At 73.6% G+C, this 16,852-nt stretch carries 17 protein-coding genes; 11 read left to right on the top strand and 6 right to left on the bottom strand.

Features of this window, described 5'->3' with window-relative positions; all coding sequences use genetic code 11:
- Nucleotides 1-244: 244 nt before the first annotated feature.
- The gene (locus ACIA8F_RS32270; protein WP_399384139.1) at nucleotides 245-2,194 is read right to left on the bottom strand and encodes a bifunctional glycosyltransferase 87/phosphatase PAP2 family protein; all 1,950 of its coding nucleotides are present in this window, start codon (nucleotides 2,192-2,194) and stop codon (nucleotides 245-247) included.
- Nucleotides 2,195-2,415: 221 nt separating this feature from the next.
- Between ACIA8F_RS32270 and ACIA8F_RS32265 the strand changes: the two genes are divergently transcribed.
- The gene (locus ACIA8F_RS32265; RefSeq protein ID WP_399384137.1) at nucleotides 2,416-2,790 is read left to right on the top strand and encodes an antibiotic biosynthesis monooxygenase family protein; all 375 of its coding nucleotides are present in this window, start codon (nucleotides 2,416-2,418) and stop codon (nucleotides 2,788-2,790) included.
- Nucleotides 2,791-2,901: 111 nt separating this feature from the next.
- On the opposite strand, the gene ACIA8F_RS32260 is transcribed toward ACIA8F_RS32265, so the two are convergent.
- Nucleotides 2,902-3,297: a nuclear transport factor 2 family protein gene (locus tag ACIA8F_RS32260; protein ID WP_399384135.1), complete on the bottom strand. Its 396-nt coding sequence runs from the start codon at nucleotides 3,295-3,297 to the stop codon at nucleotides 2,902-2,904.
- A 105-nt stretch (nucleotides 3,298-3,402) separates the two neighbouring features.
- Between ACIA8F_RS32260 and ACIA8F_RS32255 the strand changes: the two genes are divergently transcribed.
- On the top strand, nucleotides 3,403-3,912 hold the full coding sequence (locus ACIA8F_RS32255) for a GNAT family N-acetyltransferase (protein ID WP_399384134.1): 510 nt from the start codon (nucleotides 3,403-3,405) through the stop codon (nucleotides 3,910-3,912).
- A 62-nt stretch (nucleotides 3,913-3,974) separates the two neighbouring features.
- Here the strand turns inward: ACIA8F_RS32255 and ACIA8F_RS32250 are convergent, their stop codons facing one another.
- Nucleotides 3,975-6,035 carry a DHA2 family efflux MFS transporter permease subunit gene (locus ACIA8F_RS32250; RefSeq protein WP_399384132.1) on the bottom strand — a complete coding sequence of 687 codons (2,061 nt, stop codon included), beginning with the start codon at nucleotides 6,033-6,035 and terminating at the stop codon, nucleotides 3,975-3,977.
- A 929-nt stretch (nucleotides 6,036-6,964) separates the two neighbouring features.
- On the opposite strand from ACIA8F_RS32250, the gene ACIA8F_RS32245 reads away from it, so the two are divergent.
- From ACIA8F_RS32245 to ACIA8F_RS32235, 3 genes are all read left to right on the top strand, one after another.
- Nucleotides 6,965-7,669 carry a peptidoglycan-binding protein gene (locus ACIA8F_RS32245; RefSeq protein WP_399384130.1) on the top strand — a complete coding sequence of 235 codons (705 nt, stop codon included), beginning with the start codon at nucleotides 6,965-6,967 and terminating at the stop codon, nucleotides 7,667-7,669.
- A 132-nt stretch (nucleotides 7,670-7,801) separates the two neighbouring features.
- A complete protein-coding gene (locus ACIA8F_RS32240; RefSeq protein ID WP_399384129.1) occupies nucleotides 7,802-8,482 on the top strand; it encodes an HAD-IA family hydrolase in 681 nt (226 codons plus the stop codon).
- Between the two features lie 976 nt (nucleotides 8,483-9,458).
- Entirely contained in the window at nucleotides 9,459-10,007 is a 549-nt protein-coding gene (locus ACIA8F_RS32235; protein ID WP_399384127.1) for a putative immunity protein, read from the top strand.
- Nucleotides 10,008-10,043: 36 nt separating this feature from the next.
- On the opposite strand, the gene ACIA8F_RS32230 is transcribed toward ACIA8F_RS32235, so the two are convergent.
- The gene (locus ACIA8F_RS32230; protein ID WP_399384125.1) at nucleotides 10,044-10,496 is read right to left on the bottom strand and encodes a VOC family protein; all 453 of its coding nucleotides are present in this window, start codon (nucleotides 10,494-10,496) and stop codon (nucleotides 10,044-10,046) included.
- A 106-nt stretch (nucleotides 10,497-10,602) separates the two neighbouring features.
- Here ACIA8F_RS32230 and ACIA8F_RS32225 point away from each other — a divergent pair, with 106 nt between their 5' ends.
- The 6 genes from ACIA8F_RS32225 to ACIA8F_RS32200 all read left to right on the top strand — a co-directional run bounded on the left by ACIA8F_RS32225 (nucleotide 10,603) and on the right by ACIA8F_RS32200 (nucleotide 16,336).
- Nucleotides 10,603-10,809: a hypothetical protein gene (locus tag ACIA8F_RS32225; protein ID WP_399384123.1), complete on the top strand. Its 207-nt coding sequence runs from the start codon at nucleotides 10,603-10,605 to the stop codon at nucleotides 10,807-10,809.
- Nucleotides 10,810-11,155: 346 nt separating this feature from the next.
- Nucleotides 11,156-11,827 (top strand): HNH endonuclease family protein, encoded by a 672-nt coding sequence (locus tag ACIA8F_RS32220; RefSeq protein WP_399384122.1) that lies wholly within the window; start codon nucleotides 11,156-11,158, stop codon nucleotides 11,825-11,827.
- A 127-nt stretch (nucleotides 11,828-11,954) separates the two neighbouring features.
- Complete coding sequence (locus tag ACIA8F_RS32215) at nucleotides 11,955-13,607, top strand: alkaline phosphatase D family protein (RefSeq protein WP_399384120.1); 1,653 nt, start codon at nucleotides 11,955-11,957, stop codon at nucleotides 13,605-13,607.
- A 160-nt stretch (nucleotides 13,608-13,767) separates the two neighbouring features.
- Nucleotides 13,768-14,394, top strand: coding sequence for a DedA family protein (locus ACIA8F_RS32210; protein ID WP_399384118.1), 627 nt, complete (start codon nucleotides 13,768-13,770; stop codon nucleotides 14,392-14,394).
- Nucleotides 14,395-14,760: 366 nt separating this feature from the next.
- Nucleotides 14,761-15,276: a hypothetical protein gene (locus tag ACIA8F_RS32205; RefSeq protein ID WP_399384117.1), complete on the top strand. Its 516-nt coding sequence runs from the start codon at nucleotides 14,761-14,763 to the stop codon at nucleotides 15,274-15,276.
- Between the two features lie 157 nt (nucleotides 15,277-15,433).
- Nucleotides 15,434-16,336: a universal stress protein gene (locus ACIA8F_RS32200; protein WP_399384115.1), complete on the top strand. Its 903-nt coding sequence runs from the start codon at nucleotides 15,434-15,436 to the stop codon at nucleotides 16,334-16,336.
- Nucleotides 16,337-16,351: 15 nt separating this feature from the next.
- Here the strand turns inward: ACIA8F_RS32200 and ACIA8F_RS32195 are convergent, their stop codons facing one another.
- Together ACIA8F_RS32195 and ACIA8F_RS32190 are read right to left on the bottom strand one after the other, a co-directional pair.
- Entirely contained in the window at nucleotides 16,352-16,576 is a 225-nt protein-coding gene (locus ACIA8F_RS32195; protein ID WP_399384113.1) for a DUF2277 domain-containing protein, read from the bottom strand.
- 94 nt (nucleotides 16,577-16,670) lie between these two features.
- Nucleotides 16,671-16,835 carry a hypothetical protein gene (locus ACIA8F_RS32190; protein ID WP_399384111.1) on the bottom strand — a complete coding sequence of 55 codons (165 nt, stop codon included), beginning with the start codon at nucleotides 16,833-16,835 and terminating at the stop codon, nucleotides 16,671-16,673.
- Nucleotides 16,836-16,852 lie beyond the last annotated feature (17 nt).

The raw sequence follows: 16,852 nt of genomic DNA, 5'->3' as shown, positions 1-16,852 counted from the left end.
CCGAGGGGGTCCGGGGCGCAGCCCCGAGGGGGTCCGGGGCGCAGCCCCGGGGAACGGGCGAAGGGCGGGTAGGGGACGGCCCCGCAGGGCCCACCACCCCCGCCGCCCCACCGGCCCCCGCCCCGAGTGGCGCAAGCCACCCCACGGGCGGATCCTGGCAGAACGCGGCGATCCATCGCGAAGGGGTGCCGGGGCGGGCTGCTACACCGCCCCGGCACCCCTTCGTCGTCACCGCCCAGCCGGCCTAGGCCCGAGTCCGCTCCGCGGACCCCGCGGACCCCGCCCCGACCCGCTCGGGCTGCCGCGGCCGAGGCACGGCGACCCCGGCCGGCACGGCATCGCCCCGGGGCCCGGAGAGCACGTAGACGAGCCCGAACCCGGCCACGACGACGACCGCGCCGCCGACCGCGTCGAGCACCCAGTGGTTGGCGGTCGCCACGATCGCGCACACCGTGATCGTCGGATGCAGCGCACCGAGCAGCTTCTGCCACCGCTTCGGCGCGATCGTCACGATCACGATCCCGCACCACAGCGACCAGCCGAAGTGCAGCGAGGGCATCGCCGCGTACTGGTTGGAGATCGCCGTCATGGCCCCGTAGCTCGGGTTCGCCAGGTCCTGCACCCCGTGCACGGTGTCCACGAAACCGAGCCCGGGCATCAGCCGCGGCGGCGCGAGCGGGTACAGCCAGAAACCTATGAGCGCGAGCACGGTGGCCAGGCCGAGCGAGGCCCGCGCCCAGCGGTAGTCCTTGGGGCGGCGCCAGTAGAGGACGGCCAGGATCGTCAGCGGGACCACGAAGTGGAAGGAGGTGTAGTAGAAGTTGAAGAACGCCTCCAGCCAGGGCGCCCCGACGACGGCGTGGTTCACGGCGTGCTCGATGTCGATGCCGAGCGCCTTCTCGATGCCGTGGATCTGGCTGCCGTTGCCCTCCGCGAGGGTGCGGCTGGTGGGGGCGGCGGCCCGGATGTGCGAGTAGAGCGAGTACCCGACCCGTATCAGGAGCAGTTCCAGCAACAGGTTCGGACGCGACAGCACGCGCCGCCAGAACGGCAGCAGCGGCACCCGCGCCCACCGTGCGGGCGCGGGCCGCCCGTAGGCGGTGGGGACCGGCTCGCGCCAGTGCGGCGAGGAGCGCGGCAGGAACGGCACGGCGCAGGCCGCCGCGAGGGCGGCGAGCAGCAGCACGTTGTCGCGTACGGGGGCCAGCGCGACCAGGTTGGGCAGCAGCACGTCGCTCGGCAGGGTCATGGCGAGGATCACGGCGACCGGCCACACCGGCCGGTCCGCGGCCCGCTTGCCGACCTTGCCCGCGACCGCGAGCAGCACCCACAGCAGCTGGTGGCGCCAGCCGGTCGGGGACACGGCGACGGCCACGCAGCCGGTGATGGCGACGGCGAGCAGCAGCTGGCCGTCGCGGGCGTAGCGGGCGGCGCGGCGCAGGCCGATCCAGATGACCGTGGCCGCGAGGGCGGCGTAGAGCAGGATCTCGCCGGGGCCGGTCAGGCCCAGGCGCAGCAGGGCGCCGTGCACGGACTGGTTGGCGAGCCCGTCGGGTGCGCCGCCGAGGCCGGTGCCGGCCAGGTGCTGGACCCAGTACGTCCACGAGTCGCTGGGCAGGGCCGCCCAGGACAGGGCGGTGGCGCCGGCGAAGGTCACGGCGGCGGAGCGCGCGGTGGTCCGGCGTCCGGACAGCCACAGCAGCGGGGCGAAGAGCAGCAGCGCGGGCTGGAGGGCCGCGGCCAGGCCGATCAGGAACCCGGAGGGCCGCTCGGCCGGGACCCGGAACACGGCGAGGAGCACCAGCAGCACCGGCAGCACGGCGGTCTGCCCGGGCAGCGCGGCTTCGCGCACGGGCAGCGAGACCATCATCAGCGCGACCAGCACGGGCGCGGCGAGCAGCGCGGTGCGCCGCGGCACGGGGTCGGGCAGGGCGCGCGCGGCGACCAGCCCGACGGCGGCGACGAGCAGCAGGGTCACGCAGGTCCAGGCCACCTCCAGGGAGGGAGCGGCGAGGCCCAGGAGCGGCTTGAGGACCAGCCCCGCGAAGGGGGTCCCAGTGAACTGGCCGTTCGTGTAGAGCGAGCCGGGCAGGCTGCCCGGGAGGTGGAAGCCGCTGAGCCACTCGCCCGGTGGCACGCGCAGCACGGCCGCAGCCTGCCTGACGGCGAGCAGCAGGGCCAGTGCCCACAGCATGAGGCGTGCCGCCCCGAGTCTGCCGCCGTTACCGCCTATGACCCCGGCATGTCCGTTCGCACCACTGTGCTCCGCCGCGTTAGCCACGCCTCGCCGGCCTCCCGCCCTGTTGACTGCAACCCTGACTTCGCCTGGCTGCCGCGTTTCGTACTGCGTTTCATACCGCGCGCTTCATTTACCCGGACGACGATATCCTCCGCGCGATACCTAGGATGGCGGGCATGAGCATCGTGAAGATCAACGCCCTCACCGTCCCGGACGCACAGCGCGAGGTTCTGGAGCAGCGGTTCGCCTCCCGTGCGGGCTCCGTGGAGAGCTCGGACGGCTTCGAATGGTTCGAGCTGCTCCGGCCCGTCGAGGGCACGGACCAGTATCTCGTGTACACGCGGTGGCGTTCCGAGGAGGACTTCCAGGCGTGGATGGAGGGTCCCATGAAGGCGGCCCACCAGGGTGGCCGTCCGGCGGGCGCGGAGGGCGGTCCGGCGGGTGGTCCGGCTGGAGCGGAGGGCGGCGCGGAGCGGCCGAAGCCCGCTGCCACGGGCTCCACGGTGTGGTCCTTCGAGGTCGTGCAGCAGGCGGCGCCGAAGCAGGCCTGAGCGTGCGGAAGGGCCCGGAGCCGCGGCTCCGGGCCCTTCCGCCTTCGCTCGCGCCCGGTCCGTGCGGTCCGTCCGGCTCGGCTCGGTGCGGTCGGTTCAGCTCGGCCCGGTTCAGCTCCAGAAGGCGTTCATCTCGTCGATGTCCTCGATGCAGACGTCGAGGTCGCTGATCTTCCCGCCGACGATCGTGAAGAAGATGCCCTCGTGGATCTCGATCCCGCGGTCGCCACGATCGGCGCGCGTTGTGTGGAAACTCATGACGTGGCCGCGGCCGTCCGCGAGCAGTTTGTCCAGGTGGAGCCGCATTGTGCCCTGCGTCTCCTCTCCCATCCGCCGGTAGAGGCCGAGGACCGCTTCGCGTCCCTTGTGGTGTCCGGAGATGGGGCTGCTGCCGGGGACGTGCTGGATGACGTCGGCCGTCATCATCGTGCTCAGCTTCTCCATGTCGCCCTGGCCGAACGCCTCGTAGCCGCGGCGGATCAGGGCACAGTCAGGATGCTCCGACATGACGGTCACGCCCTTCGTGCGTACGGTTTGGCCCTTTTCCTATCATCGGCCCGGCCCTGTGGATATTCCAGCGCGGGCAGCGGGGCGCGGCTCCACAATGACGGCATGACGAGCACAGAGAAGGTCCGCGCGACATCGACCTGGCAGGTCGCGGCCGAGCCGTTCACCACGCCGGACGCCACACTGCTGCGCCGCGCGTACTACGCGGAGGTCGCCGGCCGGTACTGGCGGCGGCCGGTCACCGAGGCGGAGGTCGACCAGGGCCTCCTGGACTTCCCGGACGACGAGCTGACGGCGCCGACGGGCCGGTTCGTGGTCGGCCGGCTCGACGGACGGCCCCTCGCCTGCGGGGGGATACGCCTGCTGGACCCCGTCACCGCCGAGCTCACCCGGGTGTACGTGGACCCCCGCGCCCGCGGTACGGGAGGCGGGGCGGCCCTGCTCCGAGCCCTGGAGGACGCCGGCCGCGCCCTGGGCGCCGAGCGGGTCCGGCTGGACACCCGGTCCGACCTGGTGGAGGCCCGCGCCTTGTACGCGCGTCACGGGTACGCGGAGATACCCGCGTACAGCTCGGGCCCCTATGCCGAGCACTGGTTCGAGAAGCGCCTGGCCTGACCGGTCGGCCGGCCACCGGGCCGCGCCACCCGTCGACCCGGCGGACCGAGCCGACGCGGGGGTCACCTCGCGGAATGGTCCCGGCGGGGCAAGGCCTCGTAAGGCTCCTCGTCGACGGATCCGCAGAGCTCCGAGTTGATCTCCGCCACCAGCTCGGACAGGTCGGTCGGGCGGTCGGCGGTCCACCAGTCGCCGAGCAGTTCGGCGAGCGACTCCTCCCGCGCGGCGGACAGCTTCAGCGCGCTCTCGCGGCCCTTGTCGGTCAGGACCAGCGGCAGCCCGTCGCGGACGGCCAGCCCCCGCTCCTCGATCTGGCGGCCCGCGTCCGTGATGGCCCGCAGCGGCACCATGGTCTTCTCCGCCAGCACGGCCGGGTCGGCGCTGCCGTACCGGTTGATCCGCAGCAGCAGCCAGCTGGCGGCGGGCAGCAGGTCGTAGCCGGCCTTCGCGGTGATCTTCTCGTAGACGTGCTTGCGGCCCTGGAGGGTCCCGAGCGTCGTCAGGGCGCGGGCGACCTCCTCCCGTGACGAGCGCTGGACGGGGTTGGAGGCGAGGGTCTCGGTGACATCGGGCGCCGTCACCGAGGCGCGCAGCTTGTCCTCCTTGAGGAACCAGGCCACGACGAAGGCCACGAGCACCACGGGCGCCGCGTAGAGGAAGACGTCGGTGATGGAGGTGGAGTAGGCGTCGAGGATCCGCGGGCGCAGCGCGGCGGGGAGGGCGCCGATGGCGCGCGGGTCGGCCTCCAGCTTGCTGGTGTCCAGCCCCGGCGGCAGCGGGATCCCCTTGAGCGCACCGGCCAGCTTGTCGTCGAGCCGGTTGGTGAAGATCGTGCCGAAGATGGCGACGCCGAAGGAGGCGCCGATGGAACGGAAGAAGGTGGCGCCCGAGGTGGCGACGCCGAGGTCGGCGTAGCTGACAGAGTTCTGCACGACGAGGACGAGCACCTGCATGACCAGTCCGAGGCCGGCGCCGAAGACGAAGAAGTAGACGCTCATCTCCCAGGTGGAGCTCGTGCGTTCCAGCTGGTGCAGGAGCAGCAGTCCGACCGCGGTCAGGGCCGTTCCCGCGATCGGGAAGACCTTCCAGCGTCCGGTGCGGCTGACGATCTGGCCCGACACGGTGGAGGTGATCAGCAGTCCGAGCACCATCGGCAGCATGTGGACGCCCGACATGGTCGGGGAGACGCCCTGGACCACCTGGAGGAAGGTCGGCAGGTAGACCATCGCGCCGAACATCGCGAAGCCGACGATGAAGCTGATCAGCGAGCAGAGGGTGAAGGTGCGGATCCGGAACAGCTTGAGCGGGAGCACCGGCTCCACGGCCCGCCGCTCGACGAGGACGAAGCAGACGAGCAGCACGAGGCCGAGTACGGCGAGCCCGATGATCTGCGGCGAGCTCCAGCCCCACGTACCCCCGAGCGAGGCCACGAGGACCAGGCAGGTCGCGACGGAGGCGATGAGGAAGGTGCCGAGGTAGTCGATGGTGTGCTTCTCGGTGCGCACCGGGATCTTCAGGCTCGCGGCGATGACGACGAGGGCGACGAGACCGATGGGGAGGTTGATGTAGAAGACCCAGCGCCACGACAGGTGGTCCACGAACAGTCCGCCCAGCAGCGGACCCAGCACGCTGGTGGCTCCGAAGACCGCGCCGAAGAGTCCCTGGTACTTGCCGCGTTCGCGCGGCGGCACGATGTCTCCGACGATCGCCATCGACAGCACCATCAGCCCGCCGCCGCCCAGCCCCTGGAGCGCGCGGAAGCCGATGAGCTGCGGCATGTTCTGCGCCAGGCCGCACAGGGCGGACCCGATCAGGAACAGCACGATGGCGGACTGGAACAGCTTCTTGCGCCCGTACTGGTCACCGAGCTTGCCCCACAGCGGTGTGGCGGCCGTCGACGCCAGCATGTAGGCCGTGACCACCCACGACAGGTGCGACATCCCGCCGAGATCACTGACGATCGTCGGCAGGGCCGTGGAGACGATCGTCTGGTCGAGCGAAGATATGAGCAGCCCCAGCAGCAGCGCACCGATGGAAACGAGCACCTCACGCGAGGCGTGTTCGGCACTGGGTCCGGATGTCCGCTTGCGCGGGTCGGGCTCCGTGGTCACGTCCTGCACCATCGGCTCCTCCTCAGGCCTGATCGACTCCTCCATCCTGAGCGGTGTGTCCCGTTATGGCCTGTCGGGCGGGTTGGGCGGGTTACCTGGGGTCTGCATAATCGCTGGCAGCGCCCAGGGGAGGTATCCGAGTGAACACCGAGCACTGTCCGGATTGCGGCATCACGGAGGCAGCCTGCACCTGCCCCCCGGCCTTCCAGCCCTTGCGCGTCCGCCCGTACATAGCCGCGCCGCCCTCCCCCGACCAACGGGACGCCGCCTCCGCGCGGCCCGGCCCGGTGGCCGGTGCCCCGGCGGCCGCGCCCTCCGGCTCGCGGGACGCCGCCTCCGTTTACCCCGGCCCGGTGGCCGGCGCCACACCGGCCAGGCCCTCCACCGACCCGCGGGGCGCCACCTCCGCGCACCCCGGCCCGGTTGTCGGCGCCCCGTCGGCCGACGCCGCCTCCGCGCACCCCGGCCCGGTTGTCGGCGCCCCGTCGGCCGACGCCGCCTCCGTTTACCCCGGCCCGGTGGCCGGTGCCCCGCCGGCCGCACCCTCCACCGACCCGCGGGGTGCCGCCTCCTCGCACCTAAGCCCGGCCGCCGGTCCCCCGCCGGCCGAGACGACCGCGGCCCCGGTCCGGGCAGCCGGCTCGCCGCCCCGCTCCGGCGGCCCGGCAGGCACGGCTGCGCGCTCCGGGCCGACCCGCGGAGACGCCGTGGACACCGCCGCGCAGGCCGCGCCTGCGGGCACCCCGCCTCAGCTCCCCGGCCGGACGGCCGCCCGGCCGGCCTACCCCGGCCCGACGACCCCTCTGCCGGCCTACCCCGGCCCGGCGGATGCCGCGTCGCCGCATGCAGGGCCCGTCGGGCCGCCCCACCCCGCGCCACTGCTGCCCGGGGGTGGGACTCCCGCGTACGGGACACCCGTAGCGTCCCTGCCCGAAGAAACGATGCAGCTGCGCCCGGTCCCGCCGTACGAGGCGTACGTGGCACCCGGGGCCTACGGGGCGCACGGGGCGCACGGGGTGGCCGGCGCGGACCTCGCGGCGGCCGGGGCGAACGGCGCGACCCCGTCCGGCCGGCCCCCGCGGCGCCGCATCCGCACGCTCACCGCCATCGCAGCCGCCGCCGTCGTGGTGATCGGTGCGGCCGTCCTCGTCCTGCGGGCCCCCTCGGGACCCGCCGCGCCGGAGGCCACCCTCGTCGACGCGAAGCCCTCCTCCCCCGTGGCGGGCCTCACCCAGGCCACCCCGTCACCGCCCACCACGAGCACCGGCCCGACCCCGACCCGCTCCGCTTCCGCCTCCACTTCCACCTCCCCGACCCCCTCCCGCTCCGCGTCCCCCTCGCCCTCCCCCACCCCGAGCCGTTCGTCGTCCCCCTCGGCCGCCCCGTCCGCCACCCCGAGCCGCTCCTCCAGGCCGGCCTCGCGGCCGCCCACGCAGGCGCCGACCCTGCGGTACGGGGATTCCGGCCCCGAGGTGGAGAAGCTCCAGCGCCTGCTGGCGGCGCAGGGCATCTACCGCGGCAAGTACGACGGGCGGTACGGCGCCCGTACGGAATCGGCGGTCTCCACGTTCCAGGCGTACAACGGCATCGACGAGGACCCTTGGGGCGTCTACGGTCCGGTGACCCGCCGCGCTTTGGAGGGATAGAACACACCGGATCCGGTGGCGAGCACCCCTCCCCGTTTTGTATTCTTCAGGAACAAAGTGGTTCCGTCCTCACTCCCTGACCGGTGGACGGAACCACTTGTTCTCTTTCCCGTCCCGTCTGGAGCCCCTCCGATGCCGGCCAGCACCACCACCGCCCCCGCCGTCCTGACCGCCAAGGCCCTGCTCCTGGACATGGACGGCACGATCGTCAACTCGGACGCGGTGGTCGAGCGCTGCTGGCACGACTGGGCCGTCGCCCACGGCCTGGATCCGAAGGAAGCCCTCAAGGTGGTCCACGGCCGCCAGGGCTACGCCACGATGGCGATCCTCCTGCCGGACCGCCCGATGGCGGAGAACCTCGCCGAGAACGCGGTGATGCTCGCCCGCGAGACCGCCGACACCGAGGGCGTGGTCCCGATCGGCGGCGCTGCCGCCTTCATGGCCTCCCTCAGCACCCTCCCGCACGCCCTGGTCACCTCCGCCGACGTGGCCCTGGCCACGGCCCGGATGACGGCCGCCGACCTGCCGATGCCGGAGGTCCGGGTCACCGCCGAGTCCGTGCAGGCCAGTAAGCCCGACCCGGAGGGCTTCCTGATGGGCGCCGCCGCCCTCGGAGTGAACCCGGCCGACTGCATCGTCTTCGAGGACTCCGCCGCCGGCATCGCCGCGGGTCAGGCCGCGGGCATGCGGGTCATCGGCGTCGGCCCCCGCGCCGCCGCCCACGGCCCGACCGCCCACGTCCTCGACCTGACCGCCGTCACCGTCACCCCCTCCCCCGACGGCTCGATCACCCTCACCGTCCAGCAGGCCTGACCGGGGCAACCCGGCGGCGGGGCGCCCCACCCCGGGCAACCCAGCCCGAGGGGCGCCTCGGGCCCACCGGACCCCTACCTCGGACTAGCCGGACGCGCCGCCCGAGCCTGGCAGACGATCCGCCCCGGACCTGCCAGGCGGCCACCCACCCCGGGCAGCGAACCGGCGTCGACCACGCGTCGTCCGGTCCGCGTACCCCCTCCCTGGCGGCCGGCCCCTGACAGCGGGAACGTGGCAGCCGAACCGGGCAAATCCACCCTGTACGCCGAGCTCAGCAGCTCCCCGTGAGCAGGCAGACCCCGGCCGCCCGACTCACCCCGCCCGCCCAGGCGGACCAGACACCGGCGGCCGGACGCGCTCCGAGCCCCGCACCAGGGCGGGCCAGGTCAGGCCACCTCACCAGACCCATCCACCCGGCAGCATCCCGCCCGGGCCCGGGCCTGTCGTCAGACTCCCGTCTGCCACGCGACGCCCGGCACGCGCTCTCGCCACACCGGGCGAGAGCCAAGTACGCCCAGTACGCGGGCTTCCGCCTGGCGCACCGAGAGCACGCACCAGACACCGCGAGGCCGCCCTTCGGGCGACGACGGGAGTTCGGCGACACCCCCGAGACCCGCCCCACCCCGCGGGCCCGCACCAGGTCAGGCCGGGCCACCAGGCCAGACCGGCCGGACTCGCCTGCCCGCCCGAGGCGACCACACCTCGACGGCCGGACTCACGCCGGCCCAAGCGGGCCCGCCCCAGTCGGCACACCGGACCCATCGACCAGCCGGGCCGACCGGGCCGACTCCGCCCGCCTCCGCCCTACCAGCCGCGAGGCGCTCGCGCCGGTCGAACCCGCCCATGAGCCAGTCGACGTAGGGCCACCCTCGATCCGCCCGGCTACCCGGCCGTCCAGCCGCCCGGCTGCCCGGCTGCCCGGCTGCCCGGCGGCCCAACTGCCCAACTGCCCAACGCAAGGGACGAGGATGGAGCCATGACAGGGGAAGCGAGCGAGATCGCTCTGAGCAAGCAAGAGCTTCGCGAGGTAACCGCCTTCGCCGCGGCGTGCGCGGAAGCGGTGCTCGAGGTGTTCGAGGGCGACCAGCCGGACGACCCGCGGCCTCGAGACGCCATCGGCGCCGCATGGGAGTTCGCGCGGGGCGGTGAACGGGGCAAGGCCCTGCGCGACGGAGCATGGGCGGCGCTCAAGGCGGCCAAGAGCGCCGACACCGAGGCCGCGCGCGAGGCGGCTCGGGCAGCGATGGCTGCGGCGGGCGCCGCCTACCTGCACCCGCTGGCCAAGGCCACCCAGGTCAAGCACATCCTCGGCTCCGCCGCCCACGCGGCCCGGGCCACCGAACTCCTCGCCGACGACGATCGGAACGTGGGCGCCGCGCACATCGGGCAGACGGTGCATCGCGCCACACCAGCCGTCGTTGACGTGCTCAAACGCTTCCCGCCGGCGCCGAGTGGCGGCGGACGGGTGGGTGAGTTGATCCGCATCCTGGACGCCGGCCTCTGCGCCCTCCCGCTCGCCGACTGACTCCGGACGTTCAGACGGCCCGGCCCCACCTCCCGCTCAGGCGACGCAGAACTCGTTCCCCTCGGGGTCCTGCATCACCACCGCGTAATGCGTGTCCAGCTCGTCCAGCGCGCGCAGCACCGTCGCCCCCGCGCCGGTGAGCCGCTCCACCGTCTCGTCGACCCGTCGCGTCCGGAGTTCCATCGGAACCCCGCGCCCTCCGCTGACCTTCAGATCCAGGTGCACCCGGTTCTTGCCGGCCTTGGCCTCCGGGACCTGCTGGAACCACACCCGGGGCCCCCGCCCGGACGGATCCACGATCGATTCCGGCAACTCCCCCGCCCCTTCGGGCAGTTCCTCCGCGGGCACCCCCATGTCCTCCCAGTACGCGCGCCAGGTGACGTGCCCGTCCGGCGCCGGCTCCGGCACGTAACCCAGCGCTTCGGTCCAGAACGTCACCATCGCCCGCGGATCGGCGCAGTCGATGGTCAGTTGCAAGGTGGTGTCCATGTACTCAGCCTCGCAGCCGAGTCTGACAACGGGAGGTACCGTCGACAGCGACGCTCCGAACCACCGCCATGCGTGGGGCAGGAGCGCGACAACGGGGGGAATTGCGATGACCGAACTGATCGTCCTCTTCAGCGCGATGGGGCTCGCGGGGCTGTACCTCATCGTCAAGGTGATGCGCCGGGAAAAGCGCCGCCGCTCCGTGGCGGCGGAGGGCCTCCTGATCGAGCTGGGCCGCACCGAGCAACTGCGCAGGGACCGGACCACCTACCACTCCAACGCCGTCCACAACAACCCCTTCACCACCGGACTCTGATCACGGATCACGGCGCCGCCCCCGGAACGACCGGGAGCGGCGCCGTTGCCATGTCCGCCACCGCCACCCCCACCCTCACCCCGATCCCCGAGGCGGGCCCAGGAGCAGCCCTACAGCGCGAACCGAGCCCGGGACATTAGCCCCACCTCCACCCAACCCGGCCCGGAACCCCAACTCCCTTCACCCCAAAGCCCGTCACTCACCTCGCCATGACATGCCCATGCCTTCAAACTGTCACCTCGCGCCCATCCCCAGGAAACCCGGCGCGACCACCATGGCCACGCCCCACCACCCCGCAGGCCACCACCCCGCAGGCCACCATCCCTGCCGCCACCCAGGAGCCCTCATGTCCACCACCCCCTCCGGCACGTCCACGCCCTCCGTCTACGCGCGTCGACTCGGCACGCTCGCCTCGATACTCGCCGCGGCCTCCCTGACCGCCCTGCTCGGCGCCCCCAGCGCCGTCGCCTCCCCTCCCACCCCGATCAGCGCCGCGGCCGCCCGCTCCTACCTCGCCACCGTCACCCCGAAGGCCGAGGGCTCCACCAGCGGGTACAGCCGCGACCTCTTCCCCCACTGGAGCACCGTCTCCGGCACCTGCAACACCCGCGAGGTCGTCCTCAAGCGCGACGGTTCCGGCGTGGTCCAGGACTCCGCTTGTGCGGCCGTCAGCGGCAGCTGGTACTCCGAGTACGACGGCGCCACCTGGACGGCCGCCTCCGACCTCGACATCGACCACATGGTCCCCCTCGCCGAGGCCTGGCGTTCCGGAGCCAGCTCCTGGACCACCGCCAAGCGCCAGCAGTTCGCCAACGACCTCACCCGCCCCCAGCTCATCGCGGTCACCGACAACGTGAACCAGGCCAAGGGCGACCTCGACCCCGGCAAGTGGCTGCCGTCGCGCACCGCCTACCGCTGCACGTACGCGCGCATGTGGGTCGAGGTCAAGCAGTACTGGGCCCTGAGCATGGACTCGACGGAGAAGACGGCCCTGGTCAACATCCTCAACGCCTGCTGACACCCCCCGGACCCCGGCCCACCCCACCCCTGGCCAAAGATCTTTCCCCCGCCAGGGGGAGGTGGACCACCCCCTCCCCGTCGTACCGTGATCGAACGGCAAAGCCGGACGAAGGAGGGGGAGTTGCATGGGGGCATTGCGCCTGGGACCGCTGCTGCGCCACGTCGACTGGGACGCGGGCGACTCCGCCACGGTGTGGATCGAGGCGGACCGTCCGTGCACCGCCGAGGTGCGCTGCGCCGACGGTTCCGGCGGGAGCGTCCACACCTTCCAGATAGCCGGCCACCACTACGCCCTGATCACCGTCACCGGCCTCACCCCGGGCACCACCACGGCCTACGAGGTCTTCCTCGACGGCCTCCCGGTCTGGCCGCTGCCCGACAGCCCGTTCCCCGCGAGCACCCTCACCACCCCGCCCGCGGGACGGCCCGGCTCCGCGGCCGCTCCCGGCCTGCGCCTGACCTTCGGCTCCTGCCGCCAGGCCGCCCCGCCGGCCGACCGGCGCGGACCGCACGGCCCCGACGCCCTCGACACCCTCGCCGCGGATCTGGCCGCCGACCCGGAGGCCGTGCGCCCCGACGTCCTGCTCCTCCTCGGCGACCAGGTGTACGCGGACCAGCTCTCCCGCTCCACCCGCCGGTGGATCGCGGCCCGGCGGGACCTCCGCGAGGCCCCCGGCGCCCAGGTCGCGGACTTCGAGGAGTACACCCGGCTCTACTACGAGTCCTGGCTCGATCCGGAGATCCGCTGGCTGCTCTCCACCGTCCCGAGCCTGCACATGTTCGACGACCACGACGTCATCGACGACTGGAACACCAGCGCCGCGTGGCTGGCGGAGATGCGCGCCACCCCGTGGTGGCAGGAGCGGGTCGTCAGCGGCCTCATGTCGTACTGGGTGTACCAGCACCTGGGCAATCTCTCCCCCGCCGAACTGGCCGCGGACCCCGTGTTCGAGGCGGTCCGGGCGACCCCCGACGGCACCGACGTGCTACGGGCCTTCGCCACCTCGGCGGACGCCGACCCGGCCACGGCGCGCTGGAGCTACCGCCGCGACTTCGGCCGGTCCCGGCTGCTGATGGTGGACACCCGGGCCGCCCGGGTGCTCGCCGAGGACGACCGGGCCATGCTCGACCCGGCCGAGAAGCAGTGGCTCCGCGAGAACGCCCTGGCGGGGCACGGCGGGTACGACCACCTCCTCATCGGCTCGTCACTGCCCTGGCTGATGCCGCCGCTCGTGCACGACGCGGAGGTGTGGAACGCCGCCCTGTGCCGTGGAGAGCGGGGGCCGAGGTGGGCCCGGATCGGGGAGGACCTGCGACGGCGCAGCGATCTGGAGCACTGGGCGGCGTTCCCGGCCTCGTTCGCGGCGCTGAGCGACGTGATCGAGGAGGTGGGCACGGGGCCCCGGGCACCGGCGACGGTGTGCGTGCTCTCGGGAGACGTGCACCACGCGTACGTGGCCGAGCCCCGAATACCCAGCACGGCGCAGGTCTTCCAGCTGACCTGCTCCCCGGTCCACAACTCCATCCACACCGCCGTGAAATGGGGCTTCCGGTTGGGCTGGTCCCGGCTGGGCCGGTGGCTGGGCCGGGGTTTCTCCCGGCACGGCCGGACGGGCCGGCCCCCGCTGAGCTGGCGGCGTACGGGCGGGCCGTGGTTCGGCAACCAGCTCATGACGCTCGCGCTGTCGGGGCGCACCGCCCGGCTGCGCCTGGACCAGGCCCGCAAGGGTCCCCGCCTGGTGACGGTCCTGGACCGCGACCTCACGCCGCCGCTCTGACGCACGCCCGGGCGACCCGTCGCGCCCCGGGCGCAGCCCCGGGCGTCCGGTCCGTGGACACCGGGCGTACGCTGTTCCGCTGTCAGCCGCCCCTGCCGCTCCCCCGCGACGTCGCGGCGCCTCACGCCGAGGCACGTCAACCGGACTGGGGAGTCCCGTTTTGCTTGAGACTCTGGGCTCGCTGACTTCGAGCCCGTGGATCTACGCCCTCGTGGCGCTGTCCATCCTGCTCGACGTGTTCCTGCCGGTGCTGCCGAGCGGGGTGCTGGTGATCACCGCGGCGGCAGCCGCTGCGGCGGCCGCCGGGGCGGCCGGGCCCGTGCAGTCCCAGGTGCCGGACATCCTGGCGCTGCTGGTGACCGCCGTGACCGCCTCGGTGCTGGGTGACATGGCCGCGTACCGGCTGGCCCGCCGGGGCGGGGCCCGCCTCGACCGCGCCATCGCCCGGTCCCGCCGGCTCACCCGGGCCCACGAACGCCTCGGCGCCGCCCTCACGCGCGGCGGCGGCGCCCTGGTGGTGATCGCCCGCTTCGCCCCGGCCGGCCGCTCGGTGGTCTCCCTCGGCGCGGGCAAGACCCAGCGCAAGGTCAGGGAGTTCCTGCCCTGGTCGGTCCTGGCCGCCATCGCCTGGGCCGGCTACAGCATCGCCCTCGGCTACTTCGGCACCCAGTGGCTGGGCACCACCTGGCTCGGCACCGCGATCTCCCTGATCGCCCTCTTCGCCGCCGGCTCCCTGGCGGCCTTCCTGGTCCGCCGCCCCACCCCCGCCCCCACACCCACCGCCTGACCCGCCGCCTGACCCGCCCCCAGAGCTCCCCCACGGCCCTGCCCCCGGCTCACCCTCGGCGCGGCGGCCGGGATCCCCCCGACGGCCCATCTCGCGACGGCCCGATCCTCCCGGACCTCCCGCAGTCGGCGGCAGCAGCCCGCCCAGCGCCCACAGACACCCCGGCCGCCAGCCCCCACCAGCCCCCACGGGCCCGCGCCGACCAGGCCACGCCCACCCCTCCCCACCCGCCTCCCCCGAGCGGAGCAGTGGCTCACCCGTTCACCCGGCAGCGATCGCCGCGGCCGGGCCGGGCTCCTAGCGTCCGGAGAAGGTGCGCATCCGAATCCGCGCCGCGCCGTTCCCGGAGCCCGAGGAGTCCTCTCCATGCCCGCCACCCCCCACAGCCCCCGCCGCTACCGTCCCCTCCCCCGCGTGCTGGCCATCGCCGCAGCGACCGTCGCCTTCGCCGCGGCCGCGCCGCCGACCCTCGCCCAGGCCCAGCCCTCCGGCAGCGTCTCCCCGACCAACGTCGCCCCCGGGGGCCGGGTCAGCCTCAACGTCACCGGCTGCGGCACCCGTACCGGCAAGGCCACCTCCCGCGCCTTCGGCGACGTCTGGCTCACCCCCGGCAACGCCGAGGCCACCAACCTCTTCGGCGCCGCCACCACCTCGCGGAACATCAGCGCCGGCTCACACCCCGTCACCTTCGAGTGCGGCGGCCCCGGCGGCGAGCGCATCACCGTGGCGCTGAACATCACCCCGGGCGCCGCCCGCGGCGGACTCGGCGGCAGCGTCGACGCGATGAGCCCGGGCCAGATCGCCATCGGCGGCTCCCTCGTGGCCGCCGCACTGGGTGCCGGCGCCTGGATCCTGCGCCGCCGCACGGGCCACGCCTCCTGAGCCGACCCGAGCCCCACCCCGAACCCCGCGCTCCCCTCCCCTCCCCGCGACGGGAGTGGCCGATGGTCCCGCCCCCTTAGGGACTTTCCCCACTCCCGCCGCGAGGTCCCTCCCGCAAGGCTGAGTCCACGCACCGCTGCCCTTCAAGGAGCCCGCCATGGACCAGAGCCCGCGCCCCGTGATCGCCGCCGTCGACGGTTCCGCGAACGGCAACCGGGCCCTGGAATGGGCCGTCTCCCAGGCCCTGATGACCGGAGCCCCGCTGCGCATCGTGCACGCGCGCCTCTACATGAACACCATCGGCGCAGCCCTGTCCGGGGCCTTCGCCGAGTCCGGCCTCGACGACGATCCCGTACTGATCCGGGTCCGCGAGGCACTCGACGGCCGCGCCGGACTCCCCCCGATCGAGTACGCCTCGTACCCCGGCGCGCCCGACCAGGTACTCCCCCAGATCGGTGAGGACGCCCAGCTGATGGTCCTCGGCTCCCGCGGCCGCGGCGGCTTCGCCAGCCTGCTCCTCGGCTCGAACGGCATCGCCTGCGCCAGCCAGGCCGCCTGCCCCGTGGTGGTCGTCCCGCGCGCCGAGCCGCCGTTGCACGACCCGTACGGCCAGGTCGTACTCGGCCTCAACAGCGCGGCCCCCGACCCGAGCACCACCTCCTTCGCCTTCGGCGAGGCGGCCCGGCGCGGGGCCCGGCTCCAGGTCGTCGTCGCGCACGCCTGGCCCGGCCGGACCCTCACCGCCATCGGCGCGATCTCCACGGCCGCGCACACGGAAACCGCGAACGCCCACGATGTGGCGGCGCTGGCCGCCGCGCACCTGCGCCCGTACGCCGAGCAGTTCCCGGAGGTGAAGCTGGAGCAGCTGTCGGCCCCCGGCGACGCGGCCGGCCACCTGGTCGCCGCCTCCCGGGCAGCGGACCTGGTCGTCATCGGCCGCCACCGCAAGCGCCCGCTCTCCCCGCGCCTGGGCTCCGTCACCAACGCGGTCCTGCTCCACACCGGCTGCCCGGTCGCGGTGGTCCCCCTGGAGGAGACCGCCGTCCCGGCAGCCGCCTGACCACCCGCGCACCCCTCACCCGGCCACGGCCGCCCCCCTGACGTGAAGCCCTGCCAACAGCTCCCTCGTCGCCTCCGCGACCGCCTCTACGGCGGCGTCGAAGACCTCCTGGTTGTGCGCGGCGGGCGCCCTGAATCCGGACACCTTCCGCACGTACTGCAGGGCGGCGGCCCGAATCTCCTCCTCGGTCGCCTTCTCCGGAATGGCGGGCGGACGCAACGTCTTAATGGATCGGCACATACCCCCACTATCCCGCCCCACGAACCCCCCGTCACGACCCCCGTCACCCCACCGCACCCCCGCCGGGAACAACGGGGGTGAGCTGAGAAGCCGCTCACCACCACCCCCACTTCTTCTTCCGCGACTCCCGCATCTTGGCCTTGGCCTGCTCGGCCTCCACCTGCGCGTTTCCCTGCCGAGTCCAGCGCCCCTGGTGCTTGGCACACTGGCCGCTCCCGACGATCGCCTTGTTCCGGCACCGGCCCCCGCGCTTGGTCACCGCGCCACACCTCGGTT

It is taken from the genome of Streptomyces sp. NPDC051563 (assembly GCF_044454225.1).
Lineage (GTDB): Bacteria > Actinomycetota > Actinomycetes > Streptomycetales > Streptomycetaceae > Streptomyces.
The sequence above is the reverse complement of the archived record's forward strand: the minus strand, read 5'-3'. Positions and strand labels throughout refer to the sequence as shown.

Coding starts and splice junctions, on each gene's coding strand:
- ACIA8F_RS32270 (WP_399384139.1), bottom strand. CDS start 2,194: ATGCTGTGGGCACTGGCCCTGCTGCTCGCCGTCAGGCAGGCTGCGGCC.
- ACIA8F_RS32265 (WP_399384137.1), top strand. CDS start 2,416: ATGAGCATCGTGAAGATCAACGCCCTCACCGTCCCGGACGCACAGCGC.
- ACIA8F_RS32260 (WP_399384135.1), bottom strand. CDS start 3,297: ATGTCGGAGCATCCTGACTGTGCCCTGATCCGCCGCGGCTACGAGGCG.
- ACIA8F_RS32255 (WP_399384134.1), top strand. CDS start 3,403: ATGACGAGCACAGAGAAGGTCCGCGCGACATCGACCTGGCAGGTCGCG.
- ACIA8F_RS32250 (WP_399384132.1), bottom strand. CDS start 6,035: ATGGTGCAGGACGTGACCACGGAGCCCGACCCGCGCAAGCGGACATCC.
- ACIA8F_RS32245 (WP_399384130.1), top strand. CDS start 6,965: ATGCAGCTGCGCCCGGTCCCGCCGTACGAGGCGTACGTGGCACCCGGG.
- ACIA8F_RS32240 (WP_399384129.1), top strand. CDS start 7,802: ATGCCGGCCAGCACCACCACCGCCCCCGCCGTCCTGACCGCCAAGGCC.
- ACIA8F_RS32235 (WP_399384127.1), top strand. CDS start 9,459: ATGACAGGGGAAGCGAGCGAGATCGCTCTGAGCAAGCAAGAGCTTCGC.
- ACIA8F_RS32230 (WP_399384125.1), bottom strand. CDS start 10,496: ATGGACACCACCTTGCAACTGACCATCGACTGCGCCGATCCGCGGGCG.
- ACIA8F_RS32225 (WP_399384123.1), top strand. CDS start 10,603: ATGACCGAACTGATCGTCCTCTTCAGCGCGATGGGGCTCGCGGGGCTG.
- ACIA8F_RS32220 (WP_399384122.1), top strand. CDS start 11,156: ATGTCCACCACCCCCTCCGGCACGTCCACGCCCTCCGTCTACGCGCGT.
- ACIA8F_RS32215 (WP_399384120.1), top strand. CDS start 11,955: ATGGGGGCATTGCGCCTGGGACCGCTGCTGCGCCACGTCGACTGGGAC.
- ACIA8F_RS32205 (WP_399384117.1), top strand. CDS start 14,761: ATGCCCGCCACCCCCCACAGCCCCCGCCGCTACCGTCCCCTCCCCCGC.
- ACIA8F_RS32200 (WP_399384115.1), top strand. CDS start 15,434: ATGGACCAGAGCCCGCGCCCCGTGATCGCCGCCGTCGACGGTTCCGCG.
- ACIA8F_RS32195 (WP_399384113.1), bottom strand. CDS start 16,576: ATGTGCCGATCCATTAAGACGTTGCGTCCGCCCGCCATTCCGGAGAAG.